The organism is Brucella sp. 22210, from assembly GCF_052045675.1.
Taxonomy (GTDB): domain Bacteria; phylum Pseudomonadota; class Alphaproteobacteria; order Rhizobiales; family Rhizobiaceae; genus Brucella.
Genome location: NZ_JBQEPD010000011.1, coordinates 101,768 through 126,905 on the forward strand (window position 1 = coordinate 101,768; position 25,138 = coordinate 126,905).

Sequence of the window (25,138 nt, forward strand, 5' to 3'; positions counted from 1 at the left end):
TTGGCGGTAAAGCGCGCTTTTCGCAGGTGTTGAGATGTCGTGATGGTCTGTAAAATAAGCTTATGATTTACATCCTAGGGTTTAGTCGCTTTTAGGTATTCACTGTGCCCTCTTGGTTCCTCGCTTAAATTCCGTTATTGCAGATATTGTTTATTTAACGGGGGATATCGGGCATGGGCGACGGCGCGGAGAGTATTTCATCTTCCAAGCCCCTGGGTGGCATGGCGGCGGCCAGTCCGATTGTCTTTTCTGACACTCTGGGACTATTTCAACGCGCTTCCGGCACATGTCTCGATACGGTTGTCGTGTTTGCAAGCCCCTGGGGGCTGGAAGAGCTTTGCACCACACGGAAATTCTGGCGCATCATCGCCGACAGGCTGGCGAGCCGTGGAATTGCGTCGTTTCGCTTTGACTGGCCGGGCACTGGCGACGGGGGCGATGACATCGACTTTTCTTCCGGGCTGGAACTCTGGCGAAAGACGCTAATCGAAGCGGCGGACAAAGCACGGCTTTTGTCGGGCGCAAGCCGCGTCGTGGTCATTGGACAGAGCCTTGGCGCAGCAGTCGCCGCCGAAACCGGGCCGCGTATCGAAGGTCTGGAAGCGCTGGCGTTGTTGTCTCCGGTGATTTCCGGTCGCTTTTACACGCGGGAGCTGGCGGTGTGGTCGAGCATGGTCGATGCCGATCTGGGCCTGCCCGATGCGCAGCGGATCAAAGGGGCGGTTTCCATCGCGTCTCTGACGATGACGCCCGAAATTGCGACTGAAGTGAAGAAGATCAATCTTCTTTCATTGCCAGAAAAGCCTGCGGACAAATGCCTTCTGCTCGCAAGGATCGACCGCCCGAATGATGCGGAACTGGCAGAGCATCTCGAAAAGCTGGGCGCGGAAGTTACCGTGGAAGCCTTCACCGATTACGACAAGCTGATTTCCAATCCTGTTATTTCGCGATTGCCTTTAAATGTTGCGGATCGACTGGTCGATTGGGCGGTGGCGCTTGCCGGTTCCAGACCGGCCCGGAATAGTGCCGATGAAAGCGGCCTTGGCGGGCAGATCGTGGGCGATGGCTTCATCGAAACGCCGGTCGCATTCGGCGCGCGCAACCGTTTGTCGGGTGTGCTTTGCGAGCCCTTGGGAGAAAGAAAGGGACAGACGGTCCTGTTCCTGTCGTCTTCTTATGATCGGCGCGTCGGGTGGGGGCGGACCACTGTCGATATGGCGCGCAAGCTTGCGCGAGACGGCGTGCCGTCGCTCCGCTTCGATATTGCCAATGCCGGTGACAGCCCGCCCAATCCGGGCATGCCGGAACAGGTGCTTTATACGCACGCGCCGGAGGCCGATGTGGCCGATGCGCTCGATTACCTGGACGAGATTGGGTTTGGGCGTCCGGTGTTGGCTGGGCGTTGCAGCGGCGCGTTTCTTGGGCTGCACTGTGCGGTGCTGGACGAGCGGGTATCGGGCGCGGTGCTGGTCAATCCGGTGACATTCTATTGGTCGCCAGAGCTTTCAGTTGACGATGTGGTCCGGGAAGGCAATCGCACACTGGAAGACTATGGCAGCCGCGCCATGCGTCTTGATACGTTCAAGCGTCTATTCCGTGGAGAACTCGATATTCGCGCCATCCTGCGCAATCTTGTGCGGGGTGTCAGTGGGCGGGTGCTCGGGCTGGCACGCAAGCTCTTGCGCAGTCGCACGGTCGAAGGCCGGGCGATCTATTCTGCTTTCGATGAATTGAAGTTGCGGCAGGTGCCGCTGACGCTGGTCTATGCCGAAAAAGACACTGGTCGCGAGCATTTCAATTACTATTTCGATCAGGCGGGCGACAAGGTGCAGGGATTCGACAATGTGAAGGTTGCAGTCATTCCCGACGCCGATCACAATCTGACGCCGGAACATGCGCGCACGGTCTATATCGATGCTGTCCGCTCGCTGGCTTTGAACGCTGGTTAAAACCAGACGGTTCGCGCCGATCCGGCAATGCGAATTTCGCCGGACGGTTTGCCTTCGCCATCATGGCGGGGGAGAAATGCCACACGTTTCGTCTCGCCGGGGGCGAGATGGAACCAGTTTTCTGCGGCTCTCCAGCCTTCCGCGTCGATGCTGACCGATTGCGCCAGCACGGATGTGCTGAGATCGAGAAACCAGTTGTTGCTGTCTTCCACGACACGGCATTCAATTGTGGCGTCGTGGAATGCTCTGGTTCGCCCCTGCGGAAAATGAAAAGCCTCCGCAAGCGTGGCGTCGCCGCGTTTTAACCGGGCAACCGTCACGTCATGGGCCGGGGGGCCGAAGCGATAGGCATAAGTCGTGTCGAAAAATGCGCCAAACAATTCGGTCGCCGGTATTGTGACGCCTGAACGTGCTGAAAGCGAAAGATCGCGGCGACCGCTTACAACCGTCTGCGCACCGGCGCGCAGGCAGGCGAGTTCCAGTGTCAGATCGTCGGTATGGGGTTGTTCGTTCAGAACATGAATGGCCAGCCCGTTGACGCCTTCGTCGGTCAAGGCAACTTGCACCGGGCGAAAGGCGCGTCTCAACCCATGCCATGCGGGTTTCGGTTCGCAGGTCGCATCGACCACGCCCCAGCCAGCGCCGGGCAACACGTCCTGAAATGTCCAGACCAGAGCGCCGAAGCAGGTGCTTGCCGGACGCCGCCATTCGGCAAAGGTCGCCTCCATTACTTCCGCCGTGACGGCGCGGGAAAGATGGAGATATTGCTCCATGTCCTCCCGCCGCAAGCGGGCAGGGTCGTAGCCATAAAGCATTTCCAGATAGGCATCGCGCACGTCTTCGAAATCCCATGAGACGCCGCGATCACGCGGAACACGGGCTTTCCAGCGCGGATCATGGACTGCGGGCACATCAAGATGTGCCTTGAGCGTGCGCGCTTCTGGAACATTGGAGAAAGCCAGACTTTCGGTCGCAAAGCGCACTTCGGCGCGGCGCGCATCGTCCAGTGGTCGGCAATAGGCGCTCACGCCGTAATAGTGGCTGACGCCTTCATTGCTGATGAAGGGCAGCGCCCCATCGCAGGGCGAGTTCGGCACATAAGGAATGTCAGGGCAGAATTCGCGCACGATGGCAGGCAGAATTTCTTCGGTCAGCGCGCCTTTCCAGATTGTCTCGGGCAGGCCCATCATGGCGCCCTGCTGGTAAATCTCGCTGCCGCCGCATAACACGGTCAGTGAAGGTGCATGGCGGATGGCGGAAAGAAGCTGTCGTGCTTCAACCTGTACCTTGGCGACGAAGCCTTCGTCTTTCACCGGATAGTCGAAATTGGCGAACATGAAGTCCTGCCAGACCATGATGCCGAGTTCATCGCAAAGGGCATAAAAGTCGGGCGTTTCATAGGCCGTAATGCCGCTGATGCGCAGCATGTTCATGCCCGCATCCTGTGCGAGCTGCAACCACGGTTGATAGTCGGCGCGTGCGCCCGGCAGGCGGACAATGTCGGCAGAACTCCAGACCGCGCCGCGACAAAAGACTTTCTCGCCGTTGATCACCAGCGCGAATGATTTTCCGTCTGGTCCGCGATCAACGCCGATGCGGCGAAAGCCGGTGCGTCCAAGCAGCTGCTTTTTGGCGTCGATGGACATTTCCACATCATGGAGCGTCGGCGTGCCATGAGTGTGCGGCAACCACGGTTCCACAGCGGAGATTGTCAGTTTTGCCAGCCAGCGACCGTCTGCTTCCCGGTCACAGGTGATCTGCGAACCTGCGCAATGCAGGGTCAGATTTTCAGCCTTGCCCGCGTAGGTAAAACTGACGGTAAGTACTCCGTCGCCATTTTCATGAAGCGTGGATTGGATGACAATGTCGGTAACAGCTTCCGCGTCGGCTCGGCTGATCGTCACCGGACGCCAGGGGCCAACGGCATGAACTTCCGGGCACCAGCCCGGCATATGACCAAGCGCTGTCGTGCGGATAAGACGCAAGCCTTGCGTGTTCATCAATTGCGTGCGCCAGCGTGCACGCGGGCCCCTCTGCTCCAGCCGGGGACCGAGAGCACGAAAGCAGAGCGCCAGCTCATCCGCACCCGTCAGCGTGACCGGCAGGTCGTGGGCGAGGAACATGCTGTCGCTCTTGTGCACCAAAGCGCCGTTCAAATAGACTTCGCAGATCGTGGCAAGGCCAGCAAAATGCAGCATTGCCTCACCGGGCGGCTCGGAGAGGTCGAGAAAATACCACGCATCCTGATTGTTCAGCGGCGTCGGAGCTGTGCGGCTGAATTGGCCTGCCTTTTCAAACGCTTCCGCCACCGTGCCCGGAACCGGCGCATCGCGATATGCCCCATTGCGCGAGACATCGCCCGGCGTTGCGGCCTCATTGGCTGCGGTCAGGAAAAGCCGCCAGCCCTCAGTGAGCGGGCGGCCCGTGGTAGTTTGTTCAGGCAGCATCGCGACCAAGTTCTGTTTCAAGCGCTCCTGTCATGCGATCCCATGCATCGGCGGCAGGCACCAGCGCGCTTGCCAGCGTATCGAACTTCTTGCGCATCACTGCACGCGCAAGCTGGAACTGCACCGCCTTGGCAGTTTCGGCGATCTGGATAGCGTCGGCGCTAGCAGCGGTAAAACGCTTGCCTTCGCCCAGCCATTGCAGATGGCTTGCGGCCAGTTCGAAATTCGCGCCGAGCTGGCGCAGCGTGTTGAACGCATATTTGTGGAAGAAGCCGAAGGGACGTTCGGCAATAGCTTCCACTTGTGCCGGAAAAACAGTTGCGAAAGCGCGGATCGGATTATCCTTGGGCCTGCGCGCAAAGTGGCGCGGCAACAGAATTTCCGCCACGCGCCGCTGATGCGCTTCACTGGGCACATCCTTCGGGAATTTCGCAAATTCCGTATAGGGCAGGAAGGGCAGGTCGGCTTCCGTCAGGTGACGCTGGAAAACGCCGTCGAAATCCTCGCCCTCCAGATGGTAGAAGCCGCCATTATGGAAATAATCGAGCGAACGGTTCTCTACATCCATGCGGTTGATCGCGATGGTGGTTTTGCCATGCTCGGTGCGATAGCTCACGCCATGCGTATCAGGCATGAAATAGCTGTCCATCTCGACCATGCACAGCCGCCCGCGCACAATCTGTTCCGCGATATGGCCTTCCACACTGTCGAAGATGGCAAGCTCCGTCGCCCGCACGCCGTAGAGCGCTTCGAGGTCTTCGAGCGGCACCTTGAAGAAGGTGAACTGGTCGCCCTCGAAATCCTGCGTCAGTGTAAAGCCCAGCATGGCTTCGGGAGCGACCCGAAGCGATGCCAGCACTTCGATCCAGAGATCGACATAGCAATTGGTTTCAGGCCAAATGCGTGTCTGCGCATGCAGCGCATGCGGCGCGTAGCCTTCTGGCGAGATATGCGGAAAGACTGCCTGCATGTCGCTTTAGAGCGCGTTCCGATCTGATTGAATCAGACCTGCGCTCTAATCCCTTCTATTTTAAGCACAATCTTATCGACCTTCGTTTCACTCCGGTCGGATTATGCTTTAACCCCACAATTCGTTGCGTACGCTCTCCGGCCAGGCTTTGACGTCGAGGCCATGATGATGGAACAGCGCCAGCGCGATGCGTTCCAGTCCGAAGCCGACGCAAGCCGTGTGCGCAACTTCGCCGTCATGCTGCGACAAGCCCCATTTCACACCGAACTGGTCCTGATGATAGTTGAAGCTCATGCAGGCGGTCGGCTTTTCGACGCTGGTGATCGGGATCAGTAGTTCGAATTTCAGGTTCTGGTCGCGCTGGTTGTTGACCAGCATACGGCCTGCGCGTCCGAAGAAGGGATCGTTCGCCACGTCGATTTCAACGGGCAGGCCGACCTTCTTCATCATGTCCGTGCCGCGCTCGATCCAGAGCTGGCGGAATTCCATCACATCGGCTTCTGTGCCCATGCGCACATATTCGCGCATGCGGAACAGCTGCTGACGGGCAGGGTCCACCGAAGGTTCATGACGGAAGCAATAGGATTGCAGGTCATAGAGGCCGCCGCCCTGCGGCAGCGGTCCACGCTTGGCAATCGTTGGATAGAGCGGATAGCAGGCGGCGGGTGTCAGGACGATGTCCGTTGCCTTCTGCTCCAGCGTCCAGTCTTCGCCAGAATCCATGCATTTGATGAGGTTGATATGGTCCAGCTCGCAACCGCAGAAACTGTGCACCGTGCCGGCCAGCTGCGGGAAGCTCTTCATATAGCCGCTTTTTTCAAAGTAAGCGCGATTGAGGCCGGGCGGGAAGCGGATCGTTTCCGCGCCATCAGCACCGCCGGTGCGATCAACGAGGCGCTCGAAGGCGACGATGACATCTTCAAACTGGCCGGAGCGTCCGTAAAGGCCGTCCACGCCGGTTTCAATCAGCAGTCCGGCATCAAAAACCCGGTTGAGAAAAGATCTTTGCGCGTCCATGGCGTTATCCCAAGAGGCTGGTGTTCTGTTTGTGAATGAGCAGCATGGTGGCGGTGTTGCCGAGGATGCGCTCGTTGGAAATCATCAGCTGGGCCGAATGCGCATCGCGCAAATGACGGCCAAGGCTATAGGGCGTGCCGTTCTTGTAGCCCATGATGCCGCACACCAGCATGGCGTGGTTGATCACCTGCAAGATCGTCTGCGAGGCAGCGACCTTCAGATTGTTCATCGCGATGGCAAAGCCCATGGAGGCGAGCTTGTCCGCGTCGTGCTTCGCGTCCTTATAGGTCTTGAGGCAGGCGACGATTTCCGATTTCAGCATTTGCAGCATGTTGGAGGCTTCGGCGACGCGTAAAGCGCCCGGCTGCGGTGCGCCCGGATTACGGCGTGCTGCGGCGCGCACGAAAGCCTGTGCGCGGTTCACGGCATCGACGGCGATGCCATACCAGAGCGAACTCCACAATGTATGGGACTGCGCCAGCATGGACTGCGCGGCGATCTCGGCAAACGGATGCGGCAGGATCTGTACCTTGTCCGCTTCGCCCCGGAACACAAAGCCTTCCGAACAGGTGCCACGCATGCCGAGCGTGTCCCATTCATTGGTCTTTTCCAGCGTGTACTGGTCTTTCCGGAAAACGGTCATGACCTGATCGGATGAGGCCGCATCCTTGTGTGAACGCGACGTGATCAGGATGGCATCGGCATAAACGCCATAGGAAATAACCGTGGCATTCTTTTCCAGACGGCAGGTGTCGCCGTCGATTTCGATCGCGCAGATGGAATTGCGCAAATCGCCGCCAATGCCGCCTTCTGTCGTCGCCGAGGCGAGCAGCAACTGCTCGTTCGCGACGTCACGCATGAAGTTGCGATGCCATTCAACCGATTGCCCATGCTCCACCAGGCTGGAAAGCTTGATGTGGTGCATCGCGAAGATCATCGCGCTTGCAGCACAGGATTGTCCCAGAATGCAGCACAGTTCTGCAATCTGGTCGATCTCGGCGCTTTCGCCGCCCAGATCGCGCGACACCTGAATACCGAGAAGGCGCTCGGCCTTCATCGCATCGATGGCTTCTTGCGGAAAGCGTCCTTCCTTGTCGACGCTATCGGCAAATTTTCCGGCGATGGCTGCTACGCGACCGGCACGCTCGGAAAGACTATTCCCCCCGCCTGCATTCATTACGCGGCCTCATTATCCTTGAGGATGGTGGTGATCGTCTGTTCAATCGCGCTGATGCTCGCAAAAGACTTGCGATTGAGAAACTGGTCCGGAAATTCGATGTCGAACTTGTCTTCAAGGCCAAGCATCAGCTGAACTGAGGCGAAGGACGACAGGCCAGCCGTATAAAGATCGGCATCGTCTGCGATGTCGGTCACGGCTATGGGCAATCCGCCAACTTTGGTCAGAAGTTCCCGAATAGATTCATTCATGATTCATTTCCCCGCGTTTGGTGCACAGATCGACGGAAGCGTCTTCATCCGGCGCACCATTTGCCTATGTCAGCTCTTGAAGGTCTACAACCCCTGCTTGAGGCGATATTAGTATCAGGAAGCCTTTATATTATGTTGACAGGACGGGGCGGTTGTCGGTCAAATGTGCAAAGCGTCGCATATAGTTAAATATTGATGATGGTTGCCGCTGCTGTTAATCTGCAAGATCAGGCCAAAGTTGGGAGAAAGTTGCGTGTAAATTCTTTTCTACGCCTTTAAATTTATCGAAGATAATATTCATATTCCTTTATTGAGAAAATAATATTATTTGGTAAAGATAAGAGAAATACACAATATAATGGCCATGAAGTCTTGAAATGATCGATATCATATACGTTATTACGCCGATATTCGCGCTCATGGCATTTGGTTTTCTTGCGGTGAAGGCGGGTTTATTCCCGGCCGCTGGTGTTGGCAGTCTCATCTCCTTCGTGAATAATTTTGCAACGCCCTGTTTGCTGTTTTACTCGATTACGACGAGCGACTTTCGTTCCGCCTTCGATCTCAAGATCATCGGGCCGTTTTATGTGGCGGCGATTATCTGCTTTGTGCTTGGCATAACGATTGCCCGCAAAGTCTATGCAAACCGTCCGGGCGAAAGCGTGTCTGTCGGTTTCACGGGTACATTCACCAACACAGTGCTGATCGGCTTGCCGATCATGACGCGTGCCTATGGCGATCAGGCGCTGCCGGTCACTTTGTCGATCATCGGTCTGCACGGGGCTATCCTGCTGACGGTCGGCATGATGACGATGGAGCTGGTACGCCGCGACGGCGAGGTTTTGAGCAAGACAATCGTTGTTGCTCTGCGCCGTATTGGCTCCAACCCGCTCATCTGGGGTATTGCCGCTGGCATTATCGGCTCGAGCCTCGGTCTTCAGCTTATAGAACCTGCGGATGCGTTTTTCTCGATGATGGCGCAATCGGTCGTGCCGGTCTCGCTGTTCGGCATTGGTGGTGCGCTGACCCAATTCAAGCTCTCGGAAAACTGGAAACAGGCCCTCATTGCATCGATCATCAAGCTGATGGTGCATCCGGCGCTGGCCTATGTCCTGATGATCTGGGTGCTGAAGGTGCCGGTGGAAGCCGCGCGGTATGGCGTGCTGCTCGCGGCTATGCCCGCCGGTGTGAATGTCTATATATTCGCGACCTATTATAATCGCGCCTCCGGTGTGGCGGCCAACGCCATCCTCATTGGCACACTGCTTTCAGCAGTCACCATGTCTTTCTGGCTTTATGTTCTCGGCAGTTAGTGCGGGGCCGGTTGTGTCTCACACCTGTCAGACTGCGCGTCTGCGCTTCATGGTGATTTCGTAGCGTTCCCACCCGACAAGCACAAAACTGGAAGCGACGATCAGCAAGGCGCCGACGAAAACGTTCGTTGCGGGGACTTCTGCCCAGATCGCGTAGCCGTAGACAAAGGCCCAGATCAGGCCGGTATATTCGACGGGCGCAAGCGCGGAGGCGGGCGCGTGGCGGAAACCTTCATAAAGAAGATATTGGCCAAGCGTGGCGATCAGGCCGAGACCAAACATGAGCGCCCAGCCCATGGCGTCGGGCCATTGCCAGATCCACGGAAAGGAAACCGCGCAGGCGATGCCAAAGATCAGGCTCGTGGCGAACATCTGGGTCAGCGTTGTTTCGCTGCGGCTGACAAGCCGGATCAGGATCGTGCTCCATGCCCAACAAAAGCCAGCCACCACGCACATGATGGCGGGGATCAGATTTGGCGAATGACCGGGGTTGGCCGCGATGAGAACACCGACGAAACCGCCGAAACAGGCGATCCAGCGACCGGTTCCAATGCGCTCCTTCAAAACGAGAATGGACAGGAACATGACCATGATGGGCGCAGAGAAATAAAGTGTGGTCAGTTCGGCAAGACCGAGAAACTTGGCTGCATTATAGAACAAGAGCCACGCGAACAGCATCAGCCCGGCGCGCAGCACAAGTGTTCCGCGATAGGGGCTGTGCATGATCGACGGGTGGCGATAATGGCGCACCAGAACGCCGGTAATCACCACGATGACCAGACTGCGCATGAAGAGGATTTGCGGCACGGCATAACTGGCGACAAGCCATTTTACCAAGGCATCCTGCAGGGCAAAACATGCATAGCCCGCCGATGCCAGCGCAATTCCGACCAGCGGCTTCGTTTCCTGCATGCCCGTTGACATAATGACCCGCCAAACCCGTTATTATTCAACGAGCAGTTACTCCCGGTGCAGAGCAATGTCATGTCAAAAATAATGATCGATTGATCAGGGTTTCTGACAGGACGCGCGCGCAGTTTTTTCCACTCATGCGTGCGGTAATACTCGGGTTTCCATGCAATGTTGAAAATTGTTTTCTGAAGACAATGTAAAATACGACATGTGCCGTATTTTATTAAATGTTTCTTTATGTCTATTCGATGACCTCTTGTCGTAAATACATTTTAGTGACAAATAAAATAAGCAATTCGGGGCAAGGGGACGTTATGCGGTCGGGGACACTGGCGGGGGCGCTTGGCGCGTCGGGATGGCGTTATTTTTGTGCGATGTTGCTGGGGCTTTACGCAATATTGTTCTGTTCGATATCGGCGCATTCTGCCCCGATTATCTCCTCGAACTCTTTCGGTGGTCCGAAAAATACAGCAGTGCCGGGCACACTGACAGCCACGGGGAGCGGAGGCGTGCTTACGTTCAACCTCGTCACTGCTCCTTTAAATGGAACTGTTGTGCTTAATGCCAGTGGAAGTTTTACATATAGGCCTAATGCCGAATACACGGGCGTTGATTCATTCGATTTCGTGGTGACAGAAGTCGGTGGAACGACCGGAGGGTCTTCACAAGGCACTGCTTATTTCACAATATCTGATGTGTTTCCGCAGGTAACTTCCGTGAGTGTTCCTGCGTCTGGCTACTACGAAACCGGCGATACGCTGACGTTCTCAGTAACTTTTGATGCAATTGTAAATGTGGGAGGGCTGCCGTCTATACCTGTCCTTATCGGCGCAACCACACGCAGTGCATTTTATCAATCAGGAAGCGGAACTAACGTTCTAACTTTTTCCTATACTATCCAGGCTGACGATAAGGATGCAGACGGGATTAGTCTTGGCTCAGCGATAGACTTGAATGGCGGCGCCATTCAAGCCATCGGCGGGCTGTCAGCCAATCGCACATTTGTTAATGTTGGCGCGACGAACGGTGTACTTGTCAATGTAAACACGCCCACATTGAGCATCACGAATTCGTCGTCACCTTTCGATAATGTCCAGATGCTTGTGGTTACTTTTTCTGAGGGAGTGACGGGGCTTTCAGAAAATGACTTTATTTTGTCAACAACGGGTACTGTCGGGGCGACCCCTATATTGGTGCCGACGGGGAGCAGTTTGGTCTATTTGCTTCACGTTGTTGTTTCGGGTAGCGGATCGGTTATGGTAAGTCTCCCTGCGGGAGCTGTTATAAATGCCGACGGAATAGGCAATATTGCATCCAATGTCTTGAATGTACCGATAATGCAGTCAGCCGATGCGAATTTGCAGAACCTCATTCCCAGTGCCGGAACGTTAGCGCCTGCCTTTGACCCCAACACGATCTCATACACGCTGAATGTAGCAAACGACGTCGAGACAATTACTTTTACCCCAACGCTTTCGGATACGAGGGGTACGGTTGTCATCAACGGGGCAACAATACCCAATGGAACGGCCACCCCTGCAATTAATCTGGCGGTTGGAAGCAATACGGTTACCACGACTGTAACCGCGCAGAATGGAACCACCACCAAGACCTATACTGTCAACGTTATCCGCGCGCAGTCGGGCAATGCCGATCTCGTGGGGCTGGCTCCCAGCGCCGGAACTCTGGACCCTGCATTTTCGCCGAGCACAGCCACGTATTCGTTGACGGTCCCCACAGATACATCGTCGCTCCAATTGACACCCACATCAGCAGACCCGACGGCCACCATCGCGGTCAATGGAGCAACCGTACCATCCGGTAGTGCGAGCGCTGCACTGCCACTCGGCATCGGTACCACGACCCTGACGGTTGTTGTCACAGCGCAAAATGGAACGACGCGCAGCTATACGGTCAATGTCACGAGAGCTGCATCAGCGGATGCAACACTTGCTAGCCTCGTTCCCAGTTCTGGATCGCTGGACCCGACATTTGACAAAGAGACACTCAGCTATTCGCTCAATGTTGAAAACACGGTCGAGAGCATAACCTTCGCCCCAACGGTTTCCGAGCCCTCCGCTCGCGTAACCGTTGCAGGGGGCAGTGTTGCGTCGGGAAATTCAAGCGCTCCCATAGGACTGGCTATTGGTTCGAACACGGTTTCGATTGTCGTAACTGCGCCAAGTGGGGCCAATCGCAGCTACACGGTTGTGGTCAACCGTGCGGCCATGGTTTTCCCCGATCCGACGCTTGATCCCGAAGTGATCGGTTTGTTGAACGCACAGACAAGTGCCGCACGACGCTTTGCGCAGGTTCAAACCCGGAATTTCCAAAACCGGCTTGAGCAGTTGCATGATGAAGGCGACCGGCGGAAGTCCAGCCTCGGCGTGCGACTTGGCGGTCCATCGTCCGCACAGCAACCGGAAGACCCGGCCAATCCCTCTTCGTCAGCATCGTCGACAGGTATTTCACCTCTCGGCTATGCCCCCGAAAAGCGCGACAGCTTTCCGGGCAAGGCGATCGGCTTGAAAGAGCCGGAGCAGCCTGCGCCGACTATCGATCCAGACCTTGGACCATTCGCATTCTGGAGCAGCGGTTTTGTGAACTTCGGCCAGCGCGATAGCGGCAAGCTCGATCTGGACTATACGCTTGTCGGCGTGAGTGGCGGCATCGACTACCGGTTCTCGGAACGCTTCGTTGCGGGCTTCGGTGTTGGTTATGGACGGGATCGCACAGATATTGGCGACAATGGTACTGAGAGCCGCGCCAATGCTTACAGCGCCGCTGTCTATGGTAGCTTCAAGCCGATCGACAATTTCTTTATCGACGCGCTTGTCGGCGGCAGCATTCTCGACTTTGACTCCACCCGTTTCATCACGACAGACGGCAGTTTGACCGATGGCAAACGGGATGGCCATCAGCTGTTCGGATCCCTGACGGCTGCTTACGAATTTCGTCAGGAGACGTGGCTGGTCTCGCCCTATGGCCGGATGGAAATGTCGCGCTCCTGGCTTGATGCTTATTCTGAAGGCGGCGATAGCATCTACCGGCTGACCTATGGTGATCAGACCGTGGATACTGTCACGGGCGTGGTTGGTTTGCGCGCCAATTACTCCATCGACTACACTTGGGGACGCCTGACCCCTGGTGTCCGCGCTGAATATGCCCATGATTTCCAGGGTTCCAGCCGGGCCGCCATGGGATATAGCGCGCTTGGCGGGCTTCCCTATGCGCTTGATGTTCAGGGCGAGAGCAACGATAGCGCCAATGTGGGTCTGTCGCTTGATTTCAGCTTCGATAATGCCTGGACCACAGGCGTCGAATATCGAACCGGCTTCGGTGGTTCTGGCGCAAGAGATCACGCGATAGCACTGCGGGTTGGTGCGAAGTTTTAATCAAAAGGCGGCCGAATGGCCGCTTTTTTCTTATTCTCCACGCTCGTTCTTCATTTGACGGAACAAAAGTGACACAACACTATTTATAAGGTGAGCAATTATTAGCCGGATGCACTATGGACCGTTATGGTGGGGTTCCTAATCGAAATCTGCCTTTGAACGCAGCGCAAACCAGATTGCCCACTCTGGCCGCAATGGCCGGGGTGATTGCTGTATTCTATTTCGCCAAAGATGTTTTTCTGCCGCTGGCCATTGCAATCCTGCTGACCTTCATGCTTGCGCCGATTGTGGCCTTCCTTCGAAGGTTCGGGCTGCCCAGACTGGTGGCAATCATCACCAGCGTTGCTGGCGGCTTTCTGATCATCGCAGTGTTCAGCGCGATTCTGGCTTTTCAAGTAACGGAAGTTGGACAGAATATTGCAACCTACCAGTACAACATCATCGAAAAGATACGGAACCTGAAGAAGGCAGGTACGGAAGGCGGAATTATCGACCGTCTGAACCGGTTTGCCGAAAGGGTGGGCGCCGAGATCAATAGTCCGGAAGATAAGCCGGACGTTCCCGGCATCAATCCGGAGCCGGAAAGAAAGCCGGTTCTGGTCGAGATATTCTCGCGTCGAAGCCCCATTGAAACACTGGAAAGTATCATAGGGCCACTGGTCAGCCCCTTGGCTACAACCGGCCTCGTCATTGTGGTGGTTGTGTTCATGTTGCTTGAAAGGGAGGAACTGCGCGACAGGTTCATCCGACTTGTCGGCTATGGCGATCTGCACCGAACCACAGAGGCCCTACAGGAAGCTGGTAGTCGTGTGGGCCAGTATCTGCTGACGCAGCTTATGGTCAACATCGCTTATGGTGTTCCATTGGGTATAGGCTTGTGGTTGCTTGGTATACCCAATGCGCTGTTGTGGGGCATGCTTGCCATTGTCTTGAGGTTTGTGCCCTATATCGGACCAGTGATAGCCGCGGTGATGCCGATTTTTCTGGCCTTTGCGGTTTCACCCGGCTGGACTTTGCTTATCTGCACGATTGCGCTTTTTATTGTTGTGGAGCTCATCAGCAACAATGTGATTGAGCCCTGGCTCTACGGGTCCAGAACGGGTCTGTCACCACTGGCAATCATTGTATCAGCCATTTTCTGGGCGTGGTTGTGGGGGCCAGTGGGGTTGGTGCTTTCCACCCCATTGACGGTTTGTCTTGTGGTCTTGGGTCGGCACGTGCCACAGTTTGAGTTCTTCGAGATATTGTTCGGTGATGAGCCGGTTCTTGATCCCGAGGAAAGACTCTATCAACGCCTGCTCGCTGGAGACCCTATTGAAGCGACAGACAACGCGGAAGAGATACTCGAAGAGAAGTTTCTGGTTGAGTATTATGGCACGGTTGCAATTCCAGCTCTTCTTTTAGCAGAGCAGGACAGAGCGCGCGGTGCGCTGAATGACAAGCAGCTCGACGATGTGACGAACAGCGCAAACATGTTGGTCGCCAATCTTCGCATGATCGCGAATGAAGAACTCGACAATGATGAAGATGTCACCGTTGAAACCGCATCCGAGGAGAGGGCCAAGATTGAACTTCCATCCGGTGATGGAAAGGTGGTCGTCAGCATTGGAGGGCATGACGCACTGGACGATATAACTGCCGAAATGGTGGGGCAGGCGCTGTCGGTTCAAGGTGCGCAGGCCACCGTGATTGGCCATGCGGGACTGTTGCCAAGTCAGTTGAGTAGAGAAGCTATTGCCGCAGCATCGGCGGTCGTTGTTTGTTATCTGAATGTGGAATCTGCAATACGCGGCAGGTTTTCAATCCGACGGCTGAAGCGCTTTAATCCAGATGCCCTGATTGGCGTTGCAATATGGTCGCTTGAGTCAACCAAGAGCGACAAGGAAGCCGCGGAGCTTCAAGGTAGAATACAAGCAGACTTTGTGTCATCTGAGATTGTAGACGTTGTGATTAATTGTCTTTCGGATCAGGAGCCTTCAAAGCTACAGGCCTCTGGATCGGCAGGCGGCAAACGGCGACCATCAGCGGAATAGCGTTGTCTCGACCAATCGGCCAATGCGCAACAAAAGGCTCACCACTCTGCTGATTGGGCAGAGATTTGTGTGCTCGCCATTTCGTATCGAAATCGCTCCGCGATGGACCAAGCCAGGAATAACGCACAAGCCACAACAACCGTGGCCACATAAGTGTTCGGGCTCATTGGATTATCCGATGTTCAGTAATTGCAGCGCAAATACTTATCGGGACCGTTGCTGACAAGCTTCAATAAGACATGGCAGCTATGCGCGGCCGCATAAAACCTCGTTTGTGCTAGAAAGGATCGCTCTCGATGTCTTTAAAGGCCCGAATCGAGCGGTTTTTCTTTGAAGCGCAGCCATCAGCGGTATGATCGGCGCTTCAATTTCATCAGAAAATATTGCGAAGCGTCGTGTTCGACGAGCACAGGGATCACAACAAATTAAACTTGACTATTATAGTCATATATAAGATGAGAGGCAGACACGCTGCCTTGTGGCGGCGCGCCAGTTTGTTCATTCCCATCCGACCGGGTTAATTAAAGTTTCGACCAATGTGGAACTTGCACCGTCTCTTCCAGAACCATGCCCGGGAGCTGAACCGGTTCTTTCGGCGCAGGGGGCATAATGCGGAAACGGCTGCCGATCTCACACAGGACACATTCGTCCGGGTTTTGACCGCAACGCCAGAGACGGACAACAACCCCCGCGCTTATCTGCATCAGATCGCTCGCAATCTGTCGATTGACCTCTACCGGCGCGAGTTCCAGCAATCCGATCTCGCAGAAGATGAATGGCAGCGGATTGCCGATACCACGCCGACGCCTGAAGCCGTGGTCTATGACCGGCAGCGTCTCGCGATCATCGAAAGCGCGCTCCTGGAATTGCCTGAAAAGACGCGCAGAGCCTTCGAGATGCATCGCCTTGATGAAAAGACGATTGCTGAGGTTGCATCCGAGCTTGGCCTTTCCGTGTCGCGGACTTGGACACTGATCAAGCGTGCCTATCTGCATTTGCGCCAGCGGCTGAAGGAAGACGCTTCCTTTTGATCGCTGTTCTGCCGCTTGCGGGTGAAAATTTCCGCCGCTCGTCCGTTTCACCAATTATAGAGAGATTGCTCCGGCTTGCGGAGTTGCAGCGCCACGAGGAACCGTTCGTTGATGGATGACAAAGTTTCGAAAAGCGAAAGGCTGTTCGAGGAAGCGCTGGACCTCGTCATCGGCATGCAGGACGATCCCGGTAATCCGGTCGCGCTTGACCTCGTTGCGCGCTGGCGCGCACGCAGCGCCGACCATGAGACGGCCTGGCGTGAGGCAATGGAAATTCATGGCATGGCCGGAAAGGTCATGCAGGCGCAGCGCAGCGCAGGAGGCCCGGGGCGAGGAATGTCGCGCCGTTCGGTTCTGTTTGGCGGCGTAGCCGGTCTGGCTGCCATCGGGGTGGGTTCCATGCTTGGGCCGCAGCTCGTCTTGCAGGCGCGCGCCGACTATCTGACAGCCACCGCCGAACTGCGGCGTGTCGCACTGGAGGACGGAACGCAGGTGACACTCGGCCCGGACAGCGCGATCCGGTCGCGCTTCGGCGAGCACGCCCGCAATGTCGAGCTGTTGGCAGGCATGGCTTTTTTCGACGTCGCGCCAGATACGGCGCGCCCATTTCAGGTGCGGACGGGCAATCTGGTGGCAACGGCGCTGGGAACAGCTTTCGACGTTAGCAATGATGCAGGCTATCTCGCTGTGTCTGTGGATCATGGCGCTGTGGATGTGAAGGTTCAGGCGGAAAGCTTACCCGCACAACCACCGGTCGGTGCAGGCGAATGGCTGTCCTTTGACCCACGCAGTTCCAGCTTCGAGCGCGGCATCCGCGACGTCAGCCAGATCGCGGCCTGGCGGGAAGGGCTGCTGGTGGCGGATCGCGATAGCATTGCCTCGGTTGTGGCCCGTATCGCACGCTGGAAATCTGGTCGCGTGGTGCTGGCTCAGTCGAGTTTCGGTGCTGAGCGCATTTCAGGTGTGTTTGACCTCAACCAGCCGTTATCGGCGCTCGAAGCTGTGGTCGAACCCTATGGCGGCAAAGTCCGCCAGATATCACCCTGGCTCACGATTATTTCCACGATCTGATTTTTCTTCCTCTTTTTTTGAAGCAGGGGGAGAAAATTACACAGCTCCGTCCGTTTCAGATAACAGGGCCGGAAGTTAGCTGCTGCCATACGACAGCCCATTTCCATAAATGGCGGATTGGAGTGGTTGAGCTATGGGGCTTGATGTCAATAATCGTGTTCGGCGGCAGTTTGGAATAGGTATTCTAACCACGGCGCTTCTGGGATCGACCTGCGTTTTCGCACTGTCATTGGCGACAAGTGGTGCCGCGCAAGCCCAGACAACAAGGCAGACTGCGTTCAACATCCCCGCCGGGTCGCTGTCCGGTGCGCTTGCCGCATTCGGCAAGCAGGCGGGATTGCAGGTGACCTATCTGCCGGAACTGGCCTCGGCAAAGCGTTCCACCGGTGTTTCCGGCACGATGACATCAGAACAGGCGCTGACGAGGCTTCTCTCCGGGTCTGACATTTCCTATCGTTTTACAAGCGGCAGTACGGTGGCGCTTTCCGGCCAGGCGGCAGCGGGGCAAGCACCGCTCGATGTGGCTGGAACCACGCTTCTTGATACGATCACGGTGACGAGCGGCAGCGGTGTCGCGGCGTCAGATGCGCCTTATGTGACACCGGCAGCGACGAACTATATTTCCGCCGAGACAATCGAGCGGTTCAGGGGTTCCAGCCCCGCTGATATTTTCCGCGGCACGCCGGGTGTGATGTCGGGCGAAGCCCGCAACGGTGCGGGTGCGGTTGATGTGAATATTCGCGGCATGCAGGGCTTCGGGCGTGTTGCCACCACCATCGATAGCGCAGAAAACGGCATCACTGTCTATCAGGGCTATCAGGGTCTTTCCAACCGAACCTATATCGACCCTGACTTTATCGGTGGCATCGATGTGCGCAAGGGGTCGGACGCCACGTCGCGCGGTATTGCGGGCAGCGTCGCTATTCGCACAGTGAATGCGGACGATATCGTCAAGCCGGGCGACACCTGGGGTCTCCGCGTGAAGGGAGAATATGCCGGAAACTCCGCAACGCCGCATGGCGGCGCGAAGGGCGGTTATGAGTGGCCCTATTCTCCGGCTAACAACCCCGTGGCCGTTCCTTCAAGCGATGGCTTGGACAGGCCGTCTCTTCTTACGCCGACCGCCGGTTCAGGCAGCATCGTGGCGGCCATGAAGGAGGAAAACTACGATCTCCTTGCAGGCTATGCCTATCGCAAGCGTGGCAATTACTATGCGGGCAAGCATGGCCCTGCGGCGGAACCGATCAATGTCGGACCGCGAAGGATCTGCAACAGTTCGGGCAGCTGGTGTGAAAACTGGCCGTCTTATGTCGAGAACGGCGGTCTGACGAATTACCGTGCGGGCGAAGAGGTGTTGAACACACAGCTCCAGACAGAGTCTTATCTGACCAAGGCAACGCTGCGTTTTGACGGCGGCCACGAGCTTCAGCTTGGCTATAACGGTTTTCGCAGCGAGGCGGGCGATCTTCTCGCCTCGCGCTTCACCAGCGAACGCACCCAGCCGACACAGCAGGAGCTGACATCGGGCACCAAGCTCGATACGGGCACGCTGCGCTATCGCTGGAACCCGGACGACAACGATCTGATCGACATGAAGGCCAATCTGTGGCTGACCAAGCTGGAGATGCGCAATCCGCGTCGCGGTTCGCCAATACCGACATCGGAATCGGTGGGTCTTCCGTCCGACTACAGAACTGGTGCGGACACGGTCATGTGGGGCGGCGATGTATCGAATACGTCAAGTTTCGATTTGAGCCGCTATGGTTCGGTCGATCTCACCTATGGCGTTTCCTATCTCAACGAGGATACCAAGCCGAGCGGATATACCGAGCTGCTGGAAGGCTGGTTGCAACTGCCAAGCGTCTATCGCGACGAAGCCGCCGTCTACACCAAAATGTCCTACAAGCCGGCGGACTGGCTGACGTTGAATACAGGTCTGCGCTATTCGCATTACTGGTCGCATAACCGTGGTGAGAGTTCCAATGTGGAAGCGGAGCCGAGCGAGCGTTCGCAGGGCGGGGTAAGCCCGACGGCGGGCGTTGTGGTCGAGCCTTTTGACGGCGCGCAGCTCTATGTGAATTATTCGAACGCACTACGCTTCCCAAGCATCGTTGAGTCCATGGGTGTCTTCACTGTCATCCAGCCTGATCTTGCTCCAGAGCGGGGCAACAATTGGGATATCGGTGCAAATCTCAAACGGAGTGACGTGTTCCAGAGCGACGACACACTCATGATGAAGCTCGGTTACTTTAACTGGGACATCAAGAACTATATTTCGCGTGAATGGTGGAGCAGCCCGCTCGGCTATTCGAGCATGCGCATCCACAATATCGACCGGGCCCAGTTTTCCGGTCTTGAGTTTTCCAGCCGGTATGAGGCTGGTGGTTTCACCGCAGATCTCTCGGCAAACTACTATCTCGACGTGGAGTTTTGCCGAACCTCTGACACATGCGGAAACAAGTCGCTCTATGGCGACTATGCGACCAACCATGTTCCGCCGAAATACTCGGTTGATCTCACACTGTCGCAGAAAATGCTCGATGACCGGCTGACGCTTGGCGGGCGTGTGTCCTATATTGGCCCGCGCGCAATCGGCCATGGCGATGTGACTGCAACCGGCGCCAGCGAGTTCATCTCGCAGACGCGCTGGAAGCCTTATACGCTGGTGGATGTTTTCGCCGAGTACAAGGTCACCGACAGCCTGACGGCGACGGCGCGCATCGAAAATCTGACCGATCAATATTATGTCGATCCGCTGGGTCTGGTGAACCAGCCGGGACCGGGGCGCACCTTCTATGCTGGTCTGACGAGCACATTTGGTGGGGATCAAAAACTGCCGCAACTGTCGCCGTTCTCCCGCTCGCAAGGCGGCGCGCCGGGGATCGACTGGACCGGGTTCTATGCCGGTGTTCATACCGGCATGTCATCGGGGCGGACATGGGGCACAACCACCGCTCTTGATGGCACTGTGGACCCCATCTCTTCATCTGAATCGGCTGATCGCGGCTTCGGCGCTGCGCCGCTCTATGGTGTGCAGGCCGGTTATAACTACCAGTTCGGCAACCGTGTCGTGCTTGGTATAGAAGCTGATGTAAGCAAGACGCGGATGCGTGGTTCGCAGACCGCCATGATGCAGGAAGACTGGCTCCAGCCGGTCAATGACACAATGGGTATTCAGTCCGTGACCCATTACGACGTTGACTGGACAGGCTCGGTTCGGGGGCGTCTCGGCTATGCGCTCGACAATCGCTGGCTTGTCTACGGCTCAGCGGGCGTGGCCTTCCTGCATGAGAGGCAGACACGCGATCAGTACCGCTATTCGATGGACATTATGGGCAAGGAAAGCACGGCCATGTTTGCCGTTGACCAATCTTCGGGGATGCGCGCCGGACTGACCATCGGCGGCGGTGTGGAATATGCGATCAACGACCGCTGGTCGGTGAAGGCCGACTACAATTACAGCCGGTTTGGAAACCGTAACTTCGCTTTCGAAAACGGACGGACCGGAACCAGCGGCAACTACACGACATCGGAACAGATTGGGACGGAGATCGTGCCGCCGGAGCCGATTATCTGCGAAATCCTTGGTGGAGAGTTCTGTGAGCCGAGCGAGCGCCCGATTTACGAGACTGTCGAACACCAGGGAAGTTCCAGTGTCGTGAATGGACGCAAGGCATCGAACTCGCTCGATACGCATACGGTGAAGCTCGGCCTCAACTTCCATTTCTAGGTGGGCGGTAGGAACGGTTCGCACCATCGTCCAGATGGATGAGCCGTTCCTGCGTATCACATGCTCTTGTGAAGGAGATGTTCCAATGAATGCCATTGAACTATCAACCAGCAATGTCGATGTCCCTTCCAGTGAAACAATCCGCTATCCCGATGAAAGGCAGCGCGCTGGCTATCTCTCACTTGGCTTCATGCTTGGCGCTGCTTCTTTGGTTGGGCTGCAAGTCCCGCTGATGCCATCAACCTTGTTTGCCTTCTGTGCGCTTCTCTGCCTTATCCAGCTGTCATCGCGCGCCTTGCACTGGTTCGAGACGAACGGCGTTGCGCGCCATACGCTTTCGCTCTGGCGGCGGCTCGGCGCGTTTCCGCGTCTTTTCCGGTTGGCGATTTTCGTCTTGTTGACGGTGCTTTGTACGGTCGTGCTGGTGCTCGGTCCGCGCCCTTTTTGGCATCTCGAATTGACGATCAACGCGTTGCTTTTTGCAGGACTGCTGCTCTTTGTCGGGCCGCAGCGACGGGCAGGGCCGTGCGCCTGATGTGTCAAAGGATGCAGGCCAGCGTGACATGAACCATATGGACGACAACCGGGGGCTCGAGACCAGTTTTGTGGAGTTTGTCCTGTGGGCTGCGGCTGGGCTTGTGGTTCTGTCCGTTCATGTCGGGGCGGCGCTTTGGCTCCTGCGTGAGCCTGCAATGGCGGCCGCCGACAATACACCGCCTGCCGCGATCATGATCGAGCTTGCGGAAACGCCGGAAGCCCAGATGACGGAAGAAAACGAAATCTCTCCCGATCAGGAAACCGCCGATGCAAGCACGCCTGCGAAGAAGCTGGAGGAGCCGATTGAAGAGCCGGAACAGCCGGAGGAAATAGTGGAGCAGGAGCCTGAGCCGGTTGAAGACGAACCGGCGGAAGAGCTGGTTCAGCTCGACAAGGTCGAGGTTCCGCTGCCGCTCGCAAGGCCCAAGCCGCAGGAACCGGAAAAGCAGACCGTCCGGAAAGAAGAGCCGAAGAAAAAACCAGTGAAACGGCGCCAACAAGAGCAGGCCGCATCGCGGCAGGCCAATCAGGCGCAGGCGCAGGTAACACAATCCAATCGCAATGCGGCCCGCCAGTCGGCATCGGGCATGTTTGCCTCTTCAGTCAGTCCGGCCCGCTGGCAGTCACGGCTGATGGCGCATCTGGAGCGGCGTAAGCGTTACCCGGCGGGCGCGAAGTCTCGCCACGAGGAGGGTGTCGTCTATGTTCGCTTTCGCATCGATGAAACAGGCAAGGTATTATCAGCTTCTCTGGCACGTTCGTCGGGTTTCCCGGAACTCGACGATGAAGTCCTGTCGCTGGTGCAGCGCGCTTCGCCGGTTCCCGCACCACCGCCTGACGTCAACAGGACGGTTACTGCTCCGGTGAAGTTTTCGCGACGCTGACGGTTGCCGGACAATTCGTGGCCGAAAAGGCGGATAGTGACAGCGCGTCTGGTCGTGCTATCACTTGTCACGTGAGGAACCTGATGCTCGGGAGGAGCAATGGCGACGAATACTGTAAAGGGCCCCGCGTCCTATTTTCCGTCTATAGAAGCTAAATACGGGCGTCCGATCGCTGAATGGAAAGAGCTGATCCGCGGCCAAAGCGGTAAGAAGCACATGGAGCTGGTCGCATGGCTCAAGCAGGAACATGGCATGGGCCATGGTCATGCCAATGCCCTTGTCGCGGACACACTGCGCGAGTGATTGCTCGCTAACCTTGGTTCAGCAGATTTTGCATTCGTGTAGATGGCGTCAATCCAACGAATTGGATTGACGCTTTTCGCGGTTATTAGAGGTGATCGCGCGGAATGGTCCGGTTCCATTCGCGGGTCGTCACCGCTTCACCATTTTCCTTTGCCGTCAGCACGCCGGAAATATAGAAATTTGCGGCGTCCGAATGCATTTTCGTAGTGCTTTCGATATCGATCATCCAGCCTTCGCGGCCCATCTGATAGGCCTGTGTCAGCACATAAGATGCCGATAGCGGGTCATTGTCATTGATGCGCAGTTCACGCTTGAGGCTGTGGCTCAATTGCGTGCCGAGATCGTCAAAGCGCAAAATGCCTTCGCCGAACAGTCCACCAATGCCTTCCGTCACATAGAGCGTTTCGCCGGTAACGTGATCCTGTTCAGTCCAGCGGCGCACGCTACCCGGATCAAGCTGGGTCATCGGTGTTGCAGGACCATGCGCGGGCTTCTGGAAGGAAACCTTTGCATCGTCGGCAGACGGCTGACGTACAGGCAGGTCGAGAACCGACGTGGCGGTGTCGAGCGTCAAGGTCACGCGCTTTGGCGATGGCCAGACCATCGGCCAGTAGCCGGTCGCAACCGAAAGACGGATGCGATGGCCCTTCTTGAAGCTGTAGCCGCTATCGTTGAGCTTGATCGCGATCTCATAGGTCTTGCCGGGCACCAGCATTTCCGGTTTGTCGTGGCCGTTGATGTGGTTGAGGTTGAAGACCTGATAGCTGACGCGGGTGATACGGCCATCGGGCAGAACATCGCTCAGACGCAGCGAAACCTGTGCAACCGGCTGATCGACGGTGAATGTCAGGCGAGCAATGGGCGCGCCCAGAATTTCGAGGTCTTCGGCGAGAACAGCGGTGTCGAAGTTGAGCGAACCGCCATCGTCAAGACGCTGATCGGTCGGGTGTTCGCCGGGGCAACCTGTCGCCATCCATTCGCCACCGGCCTTGCCATGGCTGCTAGGCGAGGAGATGGACAATATGCCCTTGCTAGCATCGGCCTTGCCCAGCGTGAAGTCAGCGCCAAGCGCGAAAGGCTTCGGCGTGATTTCGGTCGACGGCCAGTTCTGTTCGCCAACCCAGCGACCGTTGGTAAAGTCACGCGAGCCGGTTGGCTCGATGGTGTCGCAGACATAGGCGCGCAGCTTCGGCTCGTCCATGATGCCGGTCTCTTTGCCCTTGAGCCACTGGTCCCACCAGCGCACAGCTTCCTGCAGGAAGCCGATTGCCGGACCCGGCAGACCGTCCTGCGGATAGACATGGCCCCATGGGCCGATAATACCACGCGCAGGAACCTGAAGGTTTTCAAGCAGGCGCGGAACGGCATTGGTATAGCTGTCGGCCCATGCGCCAATGGCGAGAACCGGGCACTGGATTGCAGACCAGTCTTCGCAGACCGAGCCATGCTTCCAATATTCGTCGTAATGCTGGTGTTCGAGCCAGAGCGCCGGGAAGAATGGCAGGCGCTCCAGACGTTCAATCCATGCATCGCGCCAGCCAGCGCCCACAATCGCCGGATCGAGCGGACGCGACTGATAGGCGAGCATGATCGTGCCCCACCAGAGATTATCATTGAGCAGCAGACCGCCCATGTAGTGGATGTCGTCACGGAAACGGTCGTCGGTCGAATAGGCGGTGATGACCGCCTTCAATGCGGGCGGACGGCAGGCTGCAACCTGGAGACCGTTGAAACCGCCCCAGCTCTTGCCCATCATGCCGACATTGCCGCTGCACCATGGCTGCTCAGCAATCCAGGCGATGACTTCCAGCGCATCGTCCTGCTCCTGCTGGATATATTCATCGGCCATATGGCCATCGGATTCGCCCGTGCCGCGCATGTCAACGCGGATCGCGGCATAGCCGTTCTGCGCGAAGTAGCCATGCATTGGTTCATCGCGGCCACGTGTGCCGTCGCGCTTGCGGTACGGAATATATTCGAGCACGGCAGGAACGGGATTTTCCTCGGCGCCTTCAGGCAGCCACAGGCGCGCACCAAGACGGGTGCCATCCTTGAGAGTAATCCACAGATGCTCTGTGATATTGACGGTCATGATCGGTTCCAATGTCAGTAAAGAGG

Annotated in this window: 17 protein-coding genes and 1 pseudogene; 11 read left to right on the forward strand and 7 right to left on the reverse strand. The window is 56.7% G+C overall.

Going from position 1 to position 25,138, the window contains the following annotated elements; all coding sequences use genetic code 11:
- Nucleotides 1-173 precede the first annotated feature (173 nt).
- Nucleotides 174-1,949 (forward strand): alpha/beta fold hydrolase, encoded by a 1,776-nt coding sequence (locus ACTJKP_RS15590; protein WP_440631300.1) that lies wholly within the window; start codon nt 174-176, stop codon nt 1,947-1,949.
- Here ACTJKP_RS15590 and ACTJKP_RS15595 read toward each other — a convergent pair.
- From ACTJKP_RS15595 to ACTJKP_RS15615, 5 genes are all read right to left on the reverse strand, one after another.
- Entirely contained in the window at nt 1,946-4,396 is a 2,451-nt protein-coding gene (locus ACTJKP_RS15595; protein WP_440631335.1) for a glycoside hydrolase family 2 protein, read from the reverse strand. The genes ACTJKP_RS15590 and ACTJKP_RS15595 overlap by 4 nt on opposite strands.
- Nucleotides 4,386-5,366, reverse strand: coding sequence for a DUF1839 family protein (locus tag ACTJKP_RS15600; RefSeq protein WP_440631301.1), 981 nt, complete (start codon nt 5,364-5,366; stop codon nt 4,386-4,388). The genes ACTJKP_RS15595 and ACTJKP_RS15600 overlap by 11 nt, the downstream gene beginning before the upstream one ends.
- 108 nt (nt 5,367-5,474) lie before the next feature.
- Entirely contained in the window at nt 5,475-6,383 is a 909-nt protein-coding gene (locus tag ACTJKP_RS15605) for an amino acid--[acyl-carrier-protein] ligase (RefSeq protein ID WP_440631302.1), read from the reverse strand.
- 4 nt (nt 6,384-6,387) lie between these two features.
- Nucleotides 6,388-7,560 (reverse strand): acyl-CoA dehydrogenase family protein, encoded by a 1,173-nt coding sequence (locus ACTJKP_RS15610; protein WP_440631303.1) that lies wholly within the window; start codon nt 7,558-7,560, stop codon nt 6,388-6,390.
- Nucleotides 7,560-7,811 (reverse strand): acyl carrier protein, encoded by a 252-nt coding sequence (locus ACTJKP_RS15615; protein ID WP_078338932.1) that lies wholly within the window; start codon nt 7,809-7,811, stop codon nt 7,560-7,562. Before ACTJKP_RS15615 ends, ACTJKP_RS15610 begins: the two co-directional genes overlap by 1 nt.
- 377 nt (nt 7,812-8,188) lie before the next feature.
- Between ACTJKP_RS15615 and ACTJKP_RS15620 the strand changes: the two genes are divergently transcribed.
- The gene (locus tag ACTJKP_RS15620) at nt 8,189-9,124 is read left to right on the forward strand and encodes an AEC family transporter (protein WP_440631304.1); all 936 of its coding nucleotides are present in this window, start codon (nt 8,189-8,191) and stop codon (nt 9,122-9,124) included.
- 27 nt (nt 9,125-9,151) lie between these two features.
- Here ACTJKP_RS15620 and ACTJKP_RS15625 read toward each other — a convergent pair whose 3' ends face one another.
- Nucleotides 9,152-10,048: a DMT family transporter gene (locus ACTJKP_RS15625; protein ID WP_151588917.1), complete on the reverse strand. Its 897-nt coding sequence runs from the start codon at nt 10,046-10,048 to the stop codon at nt 9,152-9,154.
- Nucleotides 10,049-10,410: 362 nt separating this feature from the next.
- Here ACTJKP_RS15625 and ACTJKP_RS15630 point away from each other — a divergent pair.
- The 9 genes and pseudogenes from ACTJKP_RS15630 to ACTJKP_RS15670 form a co-directional block, all read left to right on the forward strand.
- A pseudogene (locus ACTJKP_RS15630) lies at nt 10,411-10,698 on the forward strand (Ig-like domain-containing protein); the annotation flags it as partial.
- Nucleotides 10,699-11,373: 675 nt separating this feature from the next.
- Nucleotides 11,374-13,431, forward strand: a complete 2,058-nt coding sequence (locus ACTJKP_RS15635) for a cadherin-like beta sandwich domain-containing protein (RefSeq protein ID WP_440631336.1) — start codon at nt 11,374-11,376, stop codon at nt 13,429-13,431.
- 116 nt (nt 13,432-13,547) lie between these two features.
- Nucleotides 13,548-15,464, forward strand: coding sequence for an AI-2E family transporter (locus ACTJKP_RS15640; protein ID WP_440631305.1), 1,917 nt, complete (start codon nt 13,548-13,550; stop codon nt 15,462-15,464).
- 536 nt (nt 15,465-16,000) lie between these two features.
- Nucleotides 16,001-16,495, forward strand: coding sequence for an RNA polymerase sigma factor (locus ACTJKP_RS15645; protein ID WP_440631306.1), 495 nt, complete (start codon nt 16,001-16,003; stop codon nt 16,493-16,495).
- A gap of 111 nt (nt 16,496-16,606) precedes the next feature.
- A complete protein-coding gene (locus tag ACTJKP_RS15650) occupies nt 16,607-17,566 on the forward strand; it encodes a FecR family protein (RefSeq protein WP_440631307.1) in 960 nt (319 codons plus the stop codon).
- Nucleotides 17,567-17,699: 133 nt separating this feature from the next.
- The gene (locus tag ACTJKP_RS15655) at nt 17,700-21,296 is read left to right on the forward strand and encodes a TonB-dependent receptor domain-containing protein (RefSeq protein ID WP_440631308.1); all 3,597 of its coding nucleotides are present in this window, start codon (nt 17,700-17,702) and stop codon (nt 21,294-21,296) included.
- Between the two features lie 85 nt (nt 21,297-21,381).
- Nucleotides 21,382-21,831 (forward strand): DUF454 family protein, encoded by a 450-nt coding sequence (locus ACTJKP_RS15660; protein ID WP_440631309.1) that lies wholly within the window; start codon nt 21,382-21,384, stop codon nt 21,829-21,831.
- Nucleotides 21,794-22,717 carry a TonB family protein gene (locus ACTJKP_RS15665; protein WP_440631310.1) on the forward strand — a complete coding sequence of 308 codons (924 nt, stop codon included), beginning with the start codon at nt 21,794-21,796 and terminating at the stop codon, nt 22,715-22,717. Before ACTJKP_RS15660 ends, ACTJKP_RS15665 begins: the two co-directional genes overlap by 38 nt.
- Before the next feature lie 99 nt (nt 22,718-22,816).
- Nucleotides 22,817-23,020, forward strand: coding sequence for a DUF4287 domain-containing protein (locus tag ACTJKP_RS15670; RefSeq protein ID WP_078338923.1), 204 nt, complete (start codon nt 22,817-22,819; stop codon nt 23,018-23,020).
- 85 nt (nt 23,021-23,105) lie between these two features.
- On the opposite strand, the gene ACTJKP_RS15675 is transcribed toward ACTJKP_RS15670, so the two are convergent.
- A complete protein-coding gene (locus ACTJKP_RS15675) occupies nt 23,106-25,112 on the reverse strand; it encodes a CocE/NonD family hydrolase (RefSeq protein ID WP_440631311.1) in 2,007 nt (668 codons plus the stop codon).
- Nucleotides 25,113-25,138 lie beyond the last annotated feature (26 nt).